At 67.7% G+C, this 16084-nt stretch carries 15 protein-coding genes and 1 tRNA gene; 10 read left to right on the top strand and 6 right to left on the bottom strand.

Annotated features, from left to right (window positions below):
* Positions 1-36: 36 nt before the first annotated feature.
* The 5 genes from ABV408_RS03435 (at position 37) to ABV408_RS03455 (ending at position 5276) form a co-directional block, all read left to right on the top strand.
* A complete protein-coding gene (locus ABV408_RS03435) occupies positions 37-765 on the top strand; it encodes an alpha/beta hydrolase (protein WP_353981075.1) in 729 nt (242 codons plus the stop codon).
* Between the two features lie 41 nt (positions 766-806).
* On the top strand, positions 807-2120 hold the full coding sequence (gene salA, locus ABV408_RS03440) for a salicylate 1-monooxygenase (protein ID WP_353981076.1): 1314 nt from the start codon (positions 807-809) through the stop codon (positions 2118-2120).
* Positions 2113-3579, top strand: a complete 1467-nt coding sequence (locus tag ABV408_RS03445) for a benzaldehyde dehydrogenase (RefSeq protein ID WP_353981077.1) — start codon at positions 2113-2115, stop codon at positions 3577-3579. Before salA ends, ABV408_RS03445 begins: the two co-directional genes overlap by 8 nt.
* Before the next feature lie 54 nt (positions 3580-3633).
* Positions 3634-4758 carry an NAD(P)-dependent alcohol dehydrogenase gene (locus tag ABV408_RS03450; protein ID WP_353981078.1) on the top strand — a complete coding sequence of 375 codons (1125 nt, stop codon included), beginning with the start codon at positions 3634-3636 and terminating at the stop codon, positions 4756-4758.
* Between the two features lie 98 nt (positions 4759-4856).
* Positions 4857-5276 carry a DUF393 domain-containing protein gene (locus ABV408_RS03455; RefSeq protein WP_353981079.1) on the top strand — a complete coding sequence of 140 codons (420 nt, stop codon included), beginning with the start codon at positions 4857-4859 and terminating at the stop codon, positions 5274-5276.
* 21 nt (positions 5277-5297) lie between these two features.
* Here the strand turns inward: ABV408_RS03455 and ABV408_RS03460 are convergent, their stop codons facing one another.
* From ABV408_RS03460 to ABV408_RS03470, 3 genes are all read right to left on the bottom strand, one after another.
* Positions 5298-6281, bottom strand: a complete 984-nt coding sequence (locus tag ABV408_RS03460) for an ABC transporter substrate-binding protein (protein WP_353981080.1) — start codon at positions 6279-6281, stop codon at positions 5298-5300.
* 83 nt (positions 6282-6364) lie between these two features.
* Positions 6365-7807 (bottom strand): sensor histidine kinase N-terminal domain-containing protein, encoded by a 1443-nt coding sequence (locus ABV408_RS03465; RefSeq protein ID WP_353981081.1) that lies wholly within the window; start codon positions 7805-7807, stop codon positions 6365-6367.
* Positions 7804-8472: a response regulator transcription factor gene (locus ABV408_RS03470; RefSeq protein WP_353981082.1), complete on the bottom strand. Its 669-nt coding sequence runs from the start codon at positions 8470-8472 to the stop codon at positions 7804-7806. Before ABV408_RS03470 ends, ABV408_RS03465 begins: the two co-directional genes overlap by 4 nt.
* 260 nt (positions 8473-8732) lie before the next feature.
* On the opposite strand from ABV408_RS03470, the gene ABV408_RS03475 reads away from it, so the two are divergent.
* The 5 genes from ABV408_RS03475 to ABV408_RS03495 all read left to right on the top strand — a co-directional run bounded on the left by ABV408_RS03475 (position 8733) and on the right by ABV408_RS03495 (position 12820).
* On the top strand, positions 8733-9722 hold the full coding sequence (locus ABV408_RS03475) for a tripartite tricarboxylate transporter substrate binding protein (protein ID WP_353981083.1): 990 nt from the start codon (positions 8733-8735) through the stop codon (positions 9720-9722).
* Positions 9719-10177 (top strand): tripartite tricarboxylate transporter TctB family protein, encoded by a 459-nt coding sequence (locus ABV408_RS03480; protein ID WP_353981084.1) that lies wholly within the window; start codon positions 9719-9721, stop codon positions 10175-10177. Before ABV408_RS03475 ends, ABV408_RS03480 begins: the two co-directional genes overlap by 4 nt.
* The gene (locus tag ABV408_RS03485) at positions 10177-11685 is read left to right on the top strand and encodes a tripartite tricarboxylate transporter permease (RefSeq protein ID WP_353981085.1); all 1509 of its coding nucleotides are present in this window, start codon (positions 10177-10179) and stop codon (positions 11683-11685) included. The genes ABV408_RS03480 and ABV408_RS03485 overlap by 1 nt, the downstream gene beginning before the upstream one ends.
* A gap of 159 nt (positions 11686-11844) precedes the next feature.
* Positions 11845-12570 carry a transporter substrate-binding domain-containing protein gene (locus ABV408_RS03490; protein WP_353981086.1) on the top strand — a complete coding sequence of 242 codons (726 nt, stop codon included), beginning with the start codon at positions 11845-11847 and terminating at the stop codon, positions 12568-12570.
* A 160-nt stretch (positions 12571-12730) separates the two neighbouring features.
* Positions 12731-12820, top strand: a tRNA-Ser gene (locus tag ABV408_RS03495).
* 72 nt (positions 12821-12892) lie between these two features.
* Here ABV408_RS03495 and ABV408_RS03500 read toward each other — a convergent pair.
* Genes ABV408_RS03500 through ABV408_RS03510 form a run of 3 tightly spaced genes read right to left on the bottom strand, consistent with a single transcriptional unit; the run spans position 12893 to position 16044 of the window.
* The gene (locus tag ABV408_RS03500; protein ID WP_353981087.1) at positions 12893-13825 is read right to left on the bottom strand and encodes a DMT family transporter; all 933 of its coding nucleotides are present in this window, start codon (positions 13823-13825) and stop codon (positions 12893-12895) included.
* A 6-nt stretch (positions 13826-13831) separates the two neighbouring features.
* A complete protein-coding gene (locus ABV408_RS03505; protein WP_353981088.1) occupies positions 13832-14995 on the bottom strand; it encodes a phosphoglycerate kinase in 1164 nt (387 codons plus the stop codon).
* An 11-nt stretch (positions 14996-15006) separates the two neighbouring features.
* Positions 15007-16044 (bottom strand): glyceraldehyde 3-phosphate dehydrogenase NAD-binding domain-containing protein, encoded by a 1038-nt coding sequence (locus tag ABV408_RS03510; RefSeq protein WP_353981089.1) that lies wholly within the window; start codon positions 16042-16044, stop codon positions 15007-15009.
* Between the last annotated feature and the right edge of the window lie 40 nt (positions 16045-16084).

Here is a 16084-nt window from a genome sequence, read left to right on the forward strand (position 1 = left end):
CGTTTTTCACTCATTCAATCACAAGGAAATAGAGCGATGACGGGTACTCATGCACTGCTATTGATTCATGGCTCCTTTTGCGACGCCGAGGTCTGGCAACCCGTGGCCGAGCGTCTGCGTCGGAGAGGGTATGACGTGTTCGTGCCAACCATCGCCGGTCACGGACCGGACGGCGATCGCAGCGTCAGTCACGCTGACTGTGAGGCCTCACTGATCGATTACGTCGACACCCACTGCCCCGATCGATTCGTGGCGCTTGGGCACAGCTGGGGCGGCACGCTGCTACAGCGTCTGGCCGAGCGTCGAGGCGATCGACTCGAGCGGATGATATTCCACAATGCGTTCGTGCTGCGTGACGGCGAGTCCTTGTACGACATGCTGCCGCCGGGGCATCAGGCATTGTGGGACACGATCAAGGATGACCCGAGCGGCTTGATGCTGCCGTTTCCGGTCTTTCGTGACGCTTTCGCCAACGACCTCGATGCGGATGCTGCCGAGGCCGCCTACGGGCATCTGTCACCGACACCTATGCGCAGTCACTTCGACCCGGTGGCGCTGCCAACTTTTCATCATCTCGAGATTCCGCGCAGCTGGCTTTACGCCTGGGATGACGTGGCGCTCACGCCCGGCGAATTCGGCTGGCATCCGCGCATGAGTCAGCGGCTCGGACTTTATCGCATGGTCTCTCTGGCTGGGGGACACATGGTCTGTCAGAGCAACCCCGATGCTCTGGCCGAGGCTATCATCCAGGCCGCTCGCCCCTGAGTGGCCGCCGACTTCGCACCGCTTATAGAGGGAGGTTCATCATGACACCAACAACGAACAGTCGCCTTCGAGTGGGAATCGTCGGTGGCGGTATCGGTGGGGTGGCACTGGCTATCGGCCTGTCGCGCCACGAGGATCTGGACGTAACGCTATTCGAGTCGGCCAAGGCGTTTTCCGAAATCGGCGCAGGCGTATCGTTTGGACCCAATGCGGTACGCGCCATCGAGCAACTCAAACTGGGGGAGGCCTACAGCCGGGTGGCCGATGGCTCACCAGCACCGTTCGAGGATGTCTGGTTCGAGTGGCGCCACGGCGTCGACGACCACTACATCACTGCCACCCTGGCGCCGGGCTGTGGCCAGTCCTCGGTGCACCGCGCCGATTTTCTCGACAGTCTGGTCGCCTGCCTGCCCGACGGCATCGCCCGCTTCGGCAAACGCTGCTGCGAGGTGGCTCAGAGCGAGGACGGCGTTCGGCTGTCATTCACCGATGGCACTCATGCCGAGTGCGACGTTGCGATTGGCTGCGATGGGATCAAATCCGCTCTGCGTGAGCATGTGCTGCCCGCCGAGCACTATGGCGATACCGGGCCGCGTTTCAGTGGCACCTACGCTTATCGCGGGCTGATCCCGCGCACGACGCTGGAGGCCGAACTCCGGCGCCGAGGCGCGGATGAGCGACTGGCCAAGGTGCCGCAGATGCTGCTGGGTGAGGATCGTCACCTCCTGACCTTTCCGGTCAAGGATGGCGAGGTGGTCAATGTGGTGGCATTCGAGACCGACAGCACGCTGCCCCGCCCACGCCAGGCCGTCACTGATGCCTGGGTCGAGGAGGTGACGCAGGCGCAGATGCTGGCGGCATTTGCCGGTTGGGGCGAGGGCACACAGGCGATTCTTGGCTGTATCGAAGCGCCCACTCGCTGGGCCCTGCACGATATCGCGCCGCTACCGCACTATCACCGCGACAACGTGCTGCTGATCGGCGACGCCGCCCACGCCATGCTGCCGCACCAGGGCGCCGGTGCCGGCCAGGCGTTGGAAGACGCATGGGTGCTGAGCGAGCTGCTGGGAGATACCGCCTGCGACAAGAACAGGGTCGCAGCGGTGCTGGCCGAATTCGACCGCCTGCGCCGACCGCACTCGAGTCGTGTGCAGCGCACCTCGTTCGAGGCCGGCGAACTCTACCAGCGCCGAGGCCCCTGGCAAGCCTGTGGCGATGAAGCGCTCGCCCGCGAACTGGAAACCCGCTTCGACTGGCTATGGTCGGCCGACCCGCGGCGCACCATCGACGACGCCCTGGCCCTGCTGGCCACCAGCCAACCCGATGCCTCTATCCTGGAGCACAACCATGAGTGACGAACAGTTGCTGGCTCCCTCACTCTGGCAGAACCGTTTGTTCACCGGGCGCTGGGTCGAGGGTGGCGGTGAGACGTTGACCGTACGCGCCCCCGCCAGCGGCGAGACGTTGGGGCAGACGGGCGCGGCGGACACTGCGCAGGTAGCGGATGCTGCCAGAGCAAGCCGCAGGGCCGCCGCCGGGTGGTTCGAGCATCCTTATGATGACCGGGCCGAGGTGTTACGGCAGGCTGCTCGGCTGGCCGAAACGCATCGTCAGGCGCTGGAACAGTGGCTGGTGCTCGAAAGCGGCTCGACGCCGGCCAAGGCGGCATTCGAGGTCATGCTGACGATCAAGGCGCTGCACAAGGCCTCCGAGCTCCCTTCCGCAGCCGCCGGAGAGGTGCTGCCGTCGACGCCTGGCCGGCTGAGTCTGGCCCGACGGCGCCCGCTGGGCGTGGTTGGCGTGATCGCGCCGTTCAACTTTCCGCTGTATCTGGCCATGCGGGCGGTGGCACCGGCGTTGGCGCTGGGCAACGGTGTGGTGCTCAAGCCAGACCCCCGCACGACGGTATGCGGCGGCTTCTCCATTGCACGGCTGTTCGAGTGGGCCGGGTTGCCTGCCGGGGTACTCTCTGTCCTGCCGGGTGGGCGTGAGGTGGGCTCGGCGATGGTCGAAGACCCCAATATCGCGATGATCCAGTTCACCGGCTCGACCGCTGCCGGGCGCAAGATCGGCGAGCGCGCTGGTGCGCGGCTCAAGAAGGTCTCGCTGGAGCTCGGTGGCAAGAATGCTCTGATCATTCTGGACGACGTCGACATCGATCGGGCGGTCAGCAATGCCAGTTGGAGCACCTATCTACATCAGGGCCAGATCTGCATGTCCTGCGGCCGCATTCTGGTCCATCGAGCCATCTACGACACCTTCGTCGCGCGACTGACCGAACGGGCAAAAGAGCTAAAGGTAGGTGACCCGGCCGTCGAGGAGGTGGCGCTCGGGCCGCTGATCGATGAGGCCCAGCGTGATCACGCCACGGATCTTTTGACCCGTGCCCGCGAGGCCGGGGCGAGCGTTCGCATCGGTGGCGAAACCCGAGGGCTCTTTTTTCAGCCGGCGGTGGTGTGCGACGTGACACCCGACAACCCGATCTTTCACGAGGAGACCTTCGCTCCCGTGGCGGTGGTCATCCCCTTCGACAATGACGACGAGGCGGTGCGACTGGCCAATGACACCGAGTACGGCCTGTCTGCCGGTGTCATCGCAAAAGACGTCGGCCGTGCGCTGCGGCTTGGCGAGCGGCTCCATACCGGGCTTTTGCACATCAACGACCAGACCGTCGATGACGAAGTGATCAACCCCTTCGGCGGCGTCGGCGCCTCGGGCAACGGCACCGCGGTCGGTGGGCCGGCCAATCTCGACGAATTTACCCAGTGGCAGTGGCTGACGCTGAAAAGCGAGGCGCCGGTCTATCCGTTGTAAGTGCCTGGTGCGCGGCCGGTGCCGTGTACGTTCGACCCGACAGCGAGGTGATCCATGACAACTGATAACTCCATGACCATCAAGGCGGCGGTAACGCGGGAAAAGGGGAGTGCCTTTCGGCTCGAGACACTGACTCTCAGAGCGCCGCGTGAAGACGAGGTGCTGGTGCGGATCGTGGCCACTGGCATGTGCCACACCGATCTGATCGTGCGCGATCAGTTCTATCCGGTACCGCTGCCGGCGGTGCTCGGCCATGAAGGCGCCGGCGTGGTCGAGGCTGTCGGTCCGGCGGTAAACTCGCTGGAAGTGGGTGACCACGTGGTGCTGAGCTACGCCTACTGCGGTGACTGCCTGCCCTGCGACGCCGGCCACGCCTCCTACTGCAGCGAGTTCTTTGCGCGCAATTTCAGCGGCGCCGGCCCCGATGGCGAGCAGGCGCTCCACGATGCCAGCGGCCAGCCCGTTCACGATCATTTTTTCGGTCAGTCGTCGTTTGCCACCTATGCGTTGAGCCGTGAAAACAATGCCGTTCGGGTAAGCCGCGAGGCGCCGCTCGAACTGCTGGGGCCTCTCGGCTGTGGCATTCAAACCGGTGCCGGTGCGGTCATCAATACGCTTGGTGTCACGCCCGGCAGCCGCTTCTGCGCCTTCGGCGCGGGTGCCGTGGGACTGTCTGCTGTCATGGCCGCTCGTATCGCCGGCGCGACCACAATCATCGCCGTCGATATGATCGACTCGCGGCTCGAGCTTGCGCTGGAGCTGGGGGCGACTCACGTGATCAATGCCGGCAAGGAATCCGTGGTCGAGCGCGTGCGTGAGCTGTCCGGTGGTGGCGTCAACTTTGCGCTGGAATCGACCGGGCGCCCTGAGGTGTTGCGTCAGGGTGTCGATGCGCTCGGCAGTCTCGGCGTGCTGGGCGTGGTGGGTGCTCCGGCCCTGGGGACCGAGGCCGCGTTCGATGTCAACGATCTGCTGCTGGGCGGCAAGAGCATTCGTGGCATCGTCGAGGGTGACAGCGTCGCTCGACGCTTTATTCCGCAGTTGGTCGAGCTGTACCTGCAGGGGCGGTTCCCGTTCGACAGACTGGTGAAGTTCTACGACTTTGCCGATATCGAGCAGGCCGTCGCCGACAGTGAGAAGGGCGTGACGTTGAAGCCCGTGCTACGTATGCCAAGTTGAGGTCGGAAGGGGCGCGTTACGGGTATACATCGGCCCATGAGGCGCCACCTGTGCGCTAGACTTATCGGCATCGAGAACGTTTCGACAAGGAGGCCCTCATGGCCGAGCTGACGCTGTTCTACGATGGCGCCTGCCCCCTGTGTGTCCACGAGATCACCCATCTGCGGCGGCTGGACCGCCACCGTCGCATTCGCTTCGAGGATATCCACGCCGCCGATTTCAGCCAGCGCTGGCCCGATGTCGAACCGGCGGACGCGAGCGCGATCCTGCTCGGGTACTACCGCGGGGAGCGCCTGCGCGGGCTCGACGTCACCCATCGCGCCTGGTCGCTGGTGGGGCGTGGCTGGCTCACCGCGCCGCTGCGCTGGCCGCTGATCAGGCCGCTGGCGGACCGCGTCTACCGCTGGTTCGCGCCGCGCCGCTATCTGCTTTCCGGCTGGCTGACCGGGCGCCAGCGCTGTGCGCCCTGCGACAGCGGCCAGTGCCGGATCGACGATGATGCGCCGCCGCGCGCCTGAGCGCTTGTCCCAGGGCGCGTTTCACTCGCTCAAGATATTGAGCTCGCGGTCCCAGCGGCGCAGAAAGGCCTGGCGCCGCAGCGGATCGACGAAGGCGAGCAGGGTGGCGTTGATCGGAATCGGATAGAGGTGGTCGCCGACCTGGTCTCGCAGGCGCTGGGCGGTGTAGGGGCCGATGACGTCGTCGCGCACGCTGAACAGCGGCGTGCTGCCGGCCAGGATGCGCTGGCCGCGCTGGCTGAGCAGGAAGTCGACGAAGCGCCGCGCGGCTTGCGGGTGCGGCGCGTCGCGGTGGACGAAGACCATGCGCATCAGCACCAGCGAGTAGTCGTTGGGCACCTGCACGATGATGTCGGGGTGGCTCTGTGCCCAGACCATGGCGTAGGAGCCGAGCAGGTTGTAGCCGAGCCAGTAGCGGCCGTCGCTCAGGCCCTCGAGCATCGCCCGGGTGTTCTGGGCCAGGTCGACGTCGGCGGCGCCCATGGCCGCGACCAGGTCCCAGATACGCGGCGTATAGCGCGCATCCTGCTGCAGTAGGGTGTAGCCGACGCCACTGTCCCGCGGTGAGTAGGTGACCACGCGCCCGCGCAGCCAGTGGCGATAGTCGGTCAGCAGGTCGAGCAGATCCCGGTGGGTGGTCGGTGGCGGCATGTGCGAGGCCAGCTCCAGGCGGTAGGCCATCACCACCGGCTCGAAGGTGAAGCCGAACACCTCGTTACGCCATTTGGCCCAGGCCGGCCAGCGCCGCGCTTCGACGCTGTCGAGCGCCTGCGCCCGGCCTTCGTTGCTCAGCGCCAGTTGCCACGGCATCGCCGAGCTGATCACCACGTCCGGCGGGTCCTCGGCGTCGCGTGCCCGGTGGTCGGCTTCGAGGGTGGAGCGCTCGCGGTAGTCCAGCGTGATCTGTGGGTACTCGGCGCTGAAGGCATTGAGTACTGGCTGGAACACCGGGCGATCCAGCGCGGCTTCGACGATCAGCGGCTCGGCCACGGCGGGTGTCGTCACCAGCGCGACGCCTGAGCCTAGCCCCAACCCCAGCGATAGACATAGGCGAGCCAGTGCGGTCGGCAACCTGCGCTTTGGATGGCTCATGCGCGTTCTCCGGGGGCTGGGGTGTGCGTGTCGGGGCCTGAAGCGGCGGGATCCAGACGTGCCAGTGTCAGCGACAGGCGCAGCCCGTGCGGGCTCACCGCGCTCAGCTCCAGCGGGCTGCCGTGACGCCGGGCGATGGAGTCGACGATCGCCAGACCCAGCCCCGAGCCCTCGGTGTCCTGGCGCTGGCCGCGCTCGAAGGGCCGCGTCAGGCGCTCGCGCGCCGCCGCCTCGACCCCGGGGCCGTCATCCTCGATCGACAGTTCCAGCCGGTCGGCGGTGAGATCGCGCAGCGCCACCGTGATCTGGCTGCCGTGTGGGGTGTAGCGGCAGGCATTGTCGATCAAGTTGTTGAGCAGCTCGTGCAGCGCCCAGGGTTCGCCGGCGACCCAGGCGGGCAGCGCGCACTCGAGCGCCAGGCCGAGATCGTGGTCGCGGCTCTCCTGGCGGTCGGCCCACTCCATCACCACCGCGCGCAGCAGTGTGTCCAGCGCCAGCTGCTGGCGCTCCTGGTCGGGGCCCAGATGACGCAGCCGGGTCAGGCTGAGCATCTGGCCGGCCAGCCGGCTGGTGCGGCTGGCGCTGTCGTGGACTTCGTTCAGGGCGCGTTGCCAGGCAGCTGGATCGGAGCTGGCCAGGGCCAGCTCAGAAGTGCTCTGCAGCCCCGCCAGCGGGGTCTTCAACTGGTGCGAGGCGTCGGCGATGAAGCGCAGCAGGGTGGCGCGGCGGTCACGCTGGTCGGCGAGCAGGCGGTTCAGGGTGTCCACCCACTCGCGCATCTCCCGCGGCACCTCGAGGGTGAGCGGCTCGACGTCGTCCGGGTGGCGGTCGCGCAGCGCCCGGCGCAGTCGCTCCAGCGGCGCCAGCAGGGCGCGCACGGCGATCATCAGCAGCGCTGCGGTGATCAGCACCATGGCGGCGAAACGCGTGGCGCTCTTCTCGAACAGCTCGCCGGCGAGCAGGTCGCGCCCGCGCCGGGTGTGGCCGACCCACAGCTGTACCGGCTCCTGGGTGTCCCAGCCGGCGGAGTCGATCTCACGGCCATGGAGGCGGATCGGTACGCCATCCAGGTCGGCGTCGTAGAACACCGGATGGTGGCTGGCGGCGTCGCGCATGGCGGCGCTGATCGGCAGCTTGGCATTGCGCGTGATGAGGCGGCCGTTGTCGGCCTGGAGCCAGTAGAACACCCGCTCCTGCCACTGGGTGGCGAGAATCTGCAGCGCCGAGGCGGGCATCTCCAGGGTGGGCTGGCCGTCGGGCCACTGCAGCGATTCGGCCATGGTCAGGCTGGCGGCGGCGAGCTGGCCGTCGAGGGCGCGGTCGGCGGCCTTGTGGGCGCTGGTGTAGGCCTCGATCAGCAGCAGCGTGCCGAGCCCGGCGACGATCGCGGTCAGCCACAGCGCCAGACGGCGCTTGAGCGACACCGGGCGGGCGTTCACTCGCGGCGCTCCTCCAGGCGATAGCCCAGCCCGCGCAGGGTGCGGATCGCCAGCGGGGCGTCCTGGAGCCGCTTGCGCAGCCGGCTGACGTAGACCTCGAGGGCGTTGGCGCCCACCGCTTCGAAGCCGAACAGGCGATCCTCCAGCGTCTCCCGGGGCACGATGCGCCCGGCGTTGAGCATCAGCGCTTCGAGCAGGCGGAACTCCCGCCGCGGCAGATCCAGCGGCTCGCCCGCCAGCCACACGCTGGCGGCGTGGGTGTCCAGGGTCAGCCCGGCGAAGTGCAGGCGGTCGTCGAGACGCTGCTGGCTGCGTCGCAGCAGGGCGCGGACGCGCGCCTCCAGCTCGCTGATCGAGAACGGCTTGGCCAGGTAGTCGTCGGCGCCCAGGTCGAGCCCGCGCACGCGATCCTCGAGCCCGTCACGCGCGGTGAGGATCATCACCGGGGTGGCGTCGCCGGTGTCGCGCAGGCGCGCCAGCAGCTCGAGCCCACTGGCGTCGGGCAGGCCCAGGTCGAGCAGAATCAGATCGAAACGGCGCTGGCGCAGCGCCTGCCAGGCGTCCTCGACTCGGCTCAGCGCGTCGATGCGATAGCCGGCACGGGCCATCGCCTCGCCCAGCGAGCGTGACAGCAGAGGATCGTCTTCGATGACCAGCAGATGCATGACGTCTCTCCGCGCCAGTGTGTCGTCAGGGTGAGATGGCCAGCAGGAGACCGACCGTGCGGACTCGGAACGCGCTGGCTCGGCGCCGCGACCGGCCAGCATAAGACCAATGTCTTGATTAGACCAAAGGTCTAGATGACAGGTTGATGAAAGGTTGGCGGCCTAGCATCGCCCCTGTGCTGTTTGAACCGTCGCTTGCGGGCTGACTCCGAAGAGCGCCCGAGCGGATAGCGAGCATAACAATCCAGGAGACGCTGAGCATGCCGAAATCATCCTCCCTTCGTCGTTGGCTGGCCGCCGCCGTGGCCGGTGGCGCGCTGCTGGCCGGTGCCGTTCAGGCCCAGGCCAAGCCCCCCGAGTGTATCGCCCCGGCCAAGCCCGGCGGTGGCTACGATCTCACCTGCCGCCTGGCCGCCAACGGCCTGCAGGAAGCCAAGCTGATCGACGAGCCGATGCTGGTCACCTACATGCCGGGCGGTATCGGCGCGGTCGCCTATAACCACGTCACCGGCGTGCGCAACGACGACCCCAACCTGATCGTCGCCGCGAGTACCGGTGCCGCGCTCAATCTGGCGCTGAAGAAGTTCGGTGCCAAGCAGTCGGTCGACGACGTGCGCTGGCTGGGCGCGCTGGGGGTCGACTACGGTGCGGTGGTGGTGCGTAACGACGCCCCGTGGCAGAACCTCGATGAGCTGATGCAGGCGCTGAAGAAGAACCCCTCCAGCGTGGTGATCGGCGCCGGCGGTACGGTCGGCAGCCAGGACTGGATGAAGGCGGCGCTGATGGCGAAATCCGCCAACATCGATCCGCGCAAGCTGCGCTACGTCTCCTTCGAGGGCGGCGGCGAGGCGCTGGCGGCACTGCTGGGCGAGCACATCCAGGTGTTCACCGGCGATCTGGCCGAACTCAAGCCGCAGCTCGACAGCGGTGAGGTGCGCATCCTCGCGGCACTCGCCGAAGAGCGCCAGGCTGGCCCCTACGCCGATATCCCCACCGCCAAGGAGCAGGGCTACGACGTCGAGTGGCCGATCTGGCGCGGCTACTACATGGGCCCGAAGGTCAGCGACGAAGCCTATCAGGCGTGGGTCGAGCGTCTGCGCGAGCTGAGCCAGACCGAGAGCTTCGCCAAGCTGCGTGAAGGTCGTGGCTTGTTCCCGATGAGCAAGTTCGGCGATGACTTCGACCAGTACGTCAAGAAGCAGGTCGCTGGCTTCTCGCAACTGGCCAAGGAAGTGGGTCTGACCCAATGAGACACGCCGCCGACCGCATCCTGAGTCTGCTGTTGCTCGGTCTGGCGGCGTTCATCGCCGTCCAGGCCTGGCATCTCGAGGTGCCGTTCAGCTACGACCCGGTGGGGCCGAAGGCCTTCCCGCTGCTGCTGGCGGGGCTGCTGGCACTGCTCGCGGTGGTGCTGTTCGTGCGCCCGGGGCCCAACGGCGAATGGCCCAGCGGCGCGCTGCTGCTGCGCCTGCTGGTGGTGATGGGGCTGCTGGTGGTGTACGCCGCGCTGTTCATCGAGGCCGGCTACCTGCTGATCACCGCGCTGGTCAGCGTGGCGATCGCCTGGCTGTTCGGCGCCTCGCCACTCAAGGCCCTGGTCGGCGGGGTGCTGCTCGCCCTCGGCAGCTATCTGCTGTTCACCTACGCGTTGGGCATCTCGCTACCCACCGGTAGCTGGATCGAACCGCTGCTGGGAGCCAACTGATGTTCGATTTCCTGATTCAGGGCTTCGGCGTCGCGCTGACGCCGCTCAATCTCGGGCTCGCCTTCCTGGGTGCGCTGCTGGGCACGCTGTTCGGCGCGCTGCCGGGCATCGGCCCGATCAACGGCATCGCCATCCTGATGCCGCTGGCCTATACCCTCGGCCTGCCGGCGGAGTCGTCGCTGATTCTGCTCGCGGGCATCTACACCGGCTCCGAATACGGCGGGCGCATGTCGAGCATCCTGCTCAACGTGCCCGGCGACGCCGGCGCGGTGATGACCACGTTGGATGGCCACCCGCTGGCCAAGAAGGGTCTCGCTGGCCCGGCACTGGGGCTCTCCGCGGTAAGCTCGTTCATCGGCGCCACGGTAGCGATCCTGGGGCTAACCCTGTTCGCGCCGCTGCTGGCGATCGTCGCGGTCAAGTTCGGGCCCGCCGAGTTCTTCGCGCTGATGATCTTCGCCTTCGCCTCGATGTCGGCGATGATGGGCAAGGATCCACTCAAGACGCTGATCGGCGCCGTGCTCGGCGTGCTGATCTCCACCGTCGGGGTCGACTCCGGCACCGGCGTACTGCGCTTCACCTTCGACATGCCCGAGCTCTACGACGGCATCGATTTCGTGGTCATGATCATCGGGCTGTTCGCGGTCAGCGAGATTCTGCTGATGCTCGAACACGCCTTCCGTCACGACCAGGATGGCGAGATGGCGCCGATCGGCCGTGTCATGGTCAAGCTCTCCGAGGTGCTCTACTGCAAGTGGGCGATCCTGCGCTCCAGCGTGATCGGCTTCGTCATCGGCGTGCTGCCGGGTACCGGCGCCTCCGTCGCCAGCGCCGTGGCCTACACCACCGAGAAGCGCATCAGCGACCACGACAACAGCTTCGGCACCGGCAACATGCGTGGCCTGGCGGCGCCGGAAGCGGCCAACAACGCCTCCGCCGCGGGCTCCTTCGTGCCCATGCTGACCCTCGGCATCCCCGGCTCCGGTACCACCGCGATCCTGCTCGGCGCGCTGATGCTCTACAACATCAACCCGGGGCCGATGATGTTCCGCGAGCAGCCGATGGTAGTGGGCGGGCTGATCGCCTCGCTCTATATCGGCAACGTCATGCTGCTGCTGCTCAACCTGCCGTTGGCCGGGGTCTTCGCCCGCGTGCTGCAGGTACCGCGCTGGCTGCTGGTACCCAGCGTGGCGATTCTCGCTTTCGTCGGCGTCTATCAGCTGCACTCCGACCTGATGGCGATCTATCTGATGCTGGCCATTGGCGTGTTCGGCTATCTGCTGCGCAAGTTCGGCTTCTCGCTGGCGCCGGTGGTGCTGGGCTTCGTGCTCGGCGGGCTGATGGAGGAGAACCTGCGCCGGGCGCTGTCGATCAGCGGTGGCGACCTCGCCATCCTGTGGCAGTCCGGGCTCTCGATCGGGCTGTGGATCGCCGCTGCTGCGGTGGCGTTCATCCCGCTGTTCGCGGGCAGGCTCAAGGCCAAGTTCCTGCCTGCCCGGTCCGCTTGAGGCGCACGTGCCGGCGCGCTGCCGCTGGCGCTGATCCTCTGGCCCCGCTTCGGCGGGGCTTTTTTGTGGGACTCATGTCGAAGATGACTTGATGCCGCGAGGGGGCTATTGTCTGCCCATCTGCTACAGCGCGCCGAGCCTCGGCCAACGGGAGTGATCATGCAGACATCGAAGTGTCGGGTACGGGCCATGCTGGCGCCGGAAGGGCGGCTCAAGGTGGCGATCAACTACGGCAATCCGGTGCTGGCCCAGCGCCGTGAGGATGGCGAGCCGGGCGGCGTCTCAGCGGCCCTGGGCCGGGCGCTGGCGGCGGAGCTGGATGTGGCTGTCGCGTTCGTCACCTACGATGCCGCCGGGGCCGTGGTCGCCGATCTCGAACACGCCGACTGGCGGCTGGCGTTTCTGGCCCGCGACCCCAAGCGTGCCGAGACGATTCACTTCACCTCGCCCTATGTGCTGATCGAAGGCACCTACCTGGTGCCCGAGGCGGCGGCGTTCGCTCAGGTCGAGGAGCTCGACCGTGACGGTGTGCGCATCGCGGTGGGCGAGGGCGCGGCCTACGACCTCTATCTCTCGCGCACTCTCCAGCACGCCGAGCTGGTGCGCGCGCCCACCTCGGCCGCGGCGATCGAGCTGTTCGTCGAGCAGGGGCTCGACGCCGCCGCCGGGGTGCGCCAGCCGCTGACCCGCTACGCCGAGGCCCATGGCGGCTATCGAGTGCTGCCGGGGCGCTTCACCGCGATCGAGCAGTGCATGGCGCTGCCCCGCGCCCAGGCCGAGGTCGCCGACTACGTCGAGGCGTTCCTGGCGCGGATGAAGCACGAGGGCATGGTCCAGCGTGCGCTGAGCGAGAGTGGGCAGGGTGACGCGGAGGTCGCCCCCTGAGCGGGGGTAGGTCACGCAGGTGGCGGTTTTTGCCCCGAAAAATGCCGTAGGGGCTTCACACGGTGCGGGTGTTTTCTGTTATGCTTCGTCACCGCGAAACGCCGGGAACGTCTGGCGGCACCCTCTGCGTGCTGTTGGAGCGTTGTTGGCCATTGCGTCAGGAGAGGTGGCAGAGTGGTCGAATGCACCGCACTCGAAATGCGGCATACCTTCGCGGGTATCGAGGGTTCAAATCCCTCCCTCTCCGCCACGAACAGCAAAAAGCCGGCTCATGTAGCCGGCTTTTTCGTGGGCGACCTTCAGGCACGCCGTCGAAGCGTCTTCAGCGGGCCGTGTCCGAGAGGCGACGTCCCGGCAGCGGCGCCACCTCCAGCACCGCGGCGGCGATCACCAGCAGCGCGCCGCCGAGCTGGAGCGCGCTGAGCGGCTCGCCGGCGAACAGCGCCGCCGAGAGCACGCCCACCAGCACTTCGCTCATCATCAGAATCCCCAGGCGCGCCGGTGCCAGCACGCTGGCCGCCCATACCACGATCGCCAGCGATATGGCCCACCACAGGGTGGCGGAGACGGCGATCCAGGCCACGGCCTGACCCAGCGCCGGCATCGGCGGCAGCCCGGGCCAGGGGCCGAGCAGCGGTGTCAGTGCCAGCGCACCGAGCACGGCGCCCAGGGCGAACACGAAGCTGCCTTCGCCCGGGCCGAGGGTGCTGCGCGCGCGCATGCCGCTGGAGGCGATCGCCCACAGCACGCCGGAGACCAGCCCCAGCCAGTCGCCCAGGGTGCGTGGTAGCGGCGAGCCGGCCGCGCCCAGCACCAGCGTCAGGCCACCCAGCCCCAGCGCGATCACGGCCAGACGTCGGCCGGTGAGTGGCCAGCGCCACCACAGCCGCTCGATCAGCGAGCTCCACACCGGGGTGAGGTAGAACAGCAGGATGACCACCGCGACTTGGCCCTGGACCAGGCCCACCGAGTAGCACATGAACGCCGCCCCGCCGAGCAGCACCGCGAGTATCCCCAGCGGATGACAGCGGCGCAGCCGTGCGCGCCCGGCCAGCGCCCAGGGCGCGAGCAGGCAGCAGGTGACGAGGGCGACGATCAGTGAGCCCCAGACGCCGCCCAGGGCCAGCGCCTCGAGGCGGCGGATGGGAATCCAGTAGAGCCCCCACAGCGCGCCGGCGAATAGAATGCCTGCGGCCGCCAGACGCGTGCGTCTGGCGGCCGCAGGGTTCGGCGCGAACGTCTCCGGGCTAGCCATCCGCGCTCAGCGCGCGGCGGCTTCGAGCGCGGCGACGGCAGGCAGGGTCTTGCCCTCGACGTACTCGAGGAAGGCGCCGCCGCCGGTGGAGATGTAGGAGACGCGCTCGGCGATGCCGTACTTGTCGATGGCGGCCAGGGTGTCACCGCCGCCGGCAATCGAGAACGCCGGGCTGTCGGCGATGGCGTGGGAGAGGGTCTCGGTGCCCTTGCCGAACTGGTCGATCTCGAACACCCCCACCGGGCCGTTCCAGAGGATGGTGCCGGCGTTGCCGAGCAGCGCTGCCAGACGCTCGGCGGTCTCCGGCCCGATATCCAGGATCATCTCGTCGTCACCGACCTGATCCACCGGCTTGACCGTGGCGGTGGCGGATTCGGAGAACTCGGTGGCCACCACCACGTCGCTCGGCAGCGGGATCTCGACCTTGGCCATCAGCGCCTTGGCCTTGTCGATCAGATCGGCTTCATAGAGCGACTTGCCGACGTTGTGGCCGGCCGCGGCAATGAAGGTGTTGGCAATGCCGCCACCCACGATCAGCTGGTCGCACTTCTCGGCCAGGGCGTAGAGCACTTCGAGCTTGGTCGAGACCTTGGAGCCGCCGACGATCGCCGCCATCGGCCGCTTGGGCGCGCTGAGTGCCTGCTCCAGCGCTTCCAGCTCGCTCGCCAGCAGCGGGCCGGCGCAGGCCTGGGAGGCGAAACGGGCGACGCCGTGGGTCGAGGCCTGGGCGCGGTGGGCGGTGCCGAAGGCATCCATCACGTAGACGTCGCAGAGCGCGGCGTAGGCCTTGGACAGCGCCTCGTCGTCCTTTTTCTCGCCCGGGTTGTAGCGCACGTTCTCCAGCATGACCACTTCGCCGTCGCCGATCTCGACCTCGCCGTCGAGATAGTCCTTCTCCAGGCGGACCGGCTGACCCAGCAGCTCGCCGAGATGCCGGGCGACCGGGGCGAGGCTGAACTCGTCGGCCGGCTCGCCTTCGGTGGGGCGACCCAGATGGCTCATCAGCAGCACGCGGGCGCCGGCATCGAGGGCGGCGCGGATGGTCGGCAGGCTGGCGCGGATGCGGGCGTCGCTGGTGACCTTGCCGTCCTTGACCGGCACATTGAGGTCCTCGCGGATCAGGACGCGCTTACCCGAGAGATCCAGCTCAGTCATCTTATGTACGTTCATGCGTTCCTTCCTTAACGGGGAGAGGCGGTACCGGCGGTTGGGCACTCGAGCCAGTGGTGGGCGACGTCGAGCATGCGATTGGCGAAGCCCCACTCGTTGTCGAACCAGCACAGCGCCTTGAGCAGGCGGCCCCCGGCGACGCGGGTCTGGGTGGCGTCCACGATACCCGAGCGCGGGTCGTGGTTGAAGTCGACCGAGGCCATGGGCTCGTCAGTGTAGCCGAGCAGGCCCTGATAGCGGCCGAGGCTGGCGTCGCGCAGGCAGGCGTTGATCGCCGCGGCGTCGGTCTCGCAGGCGAGCGAGATCGCCATGTCCATGGCCGAGACGTTGATCGTCGGCACGCGCACGTGGAGGCACTCGAAGCGCTCCGCCAGGTGCGGCATCAGACGGCCGATGCCGCGGGCGAGGCCGGAGTCCACCGGCACGATCGACTGCATCGCCGAGCGCGTCAGGCGCAGGTCGCTGTTGTGGTAGGCGTCGATCACCGGCTGGTCGTTCATCGCCGAGTGGATGGTGGTGGTGACGCCGTGCTCGACCCCGAAGTGGCGGTCGAGCACGTGCAGGATCGGCACCAGGCAGTTGGTGGTGCAGGAGGCGGCGGAGACCACGCGCATATCCGCCGTCAGCATCGACTGGTTGACGCCGTAGACCACGGTGGCGTCGACGTCCGCCTCGGCGGGCTGCGAGAACAGCAGCCGCGCGGCGCCGGCCTGCAGGTGGCGTTCGGCGGTGGCGCGATCCTTGAAACTACCGGAGCACTCGAGCACCAGATCCACCCCCAGGGCGCCCCAATCCAGCGCTTCGGGGTCAGCGGCGCGGCGGATGGCGATCGCCTGGCCGTTGACCACCAGTTCGTCGCCATGCGTCTCGACGCGCCCGGGGAAGCGGCCGTGGGTGGTGTCGTAGCGGGTCAGATAGGCCAGCGTTTCCAGCTCGGAGAGCTCGTTGATGGCGACCACCTGGAACGGCAGCTCGGGGCGTTCCACCAGGGCGCGCAGCACGCTCTGGCCGATCCGCCCGTAGCCGTTGATGGCGATGCGATACGTCATGCCGGGGCCCGTTCGAGAGATTCACGAAGGCAGGCATGTT

The sequence above is a fragment of the Salinicola endophyticus genome, assembly GCF_040536835.1.
Lineage (GTDB): Bacteria > Pseudomonadota > Gammaproteobacteria > Pseudomonadales > Halomonadaceae > Salinicola > Salinicola endophyticus_A.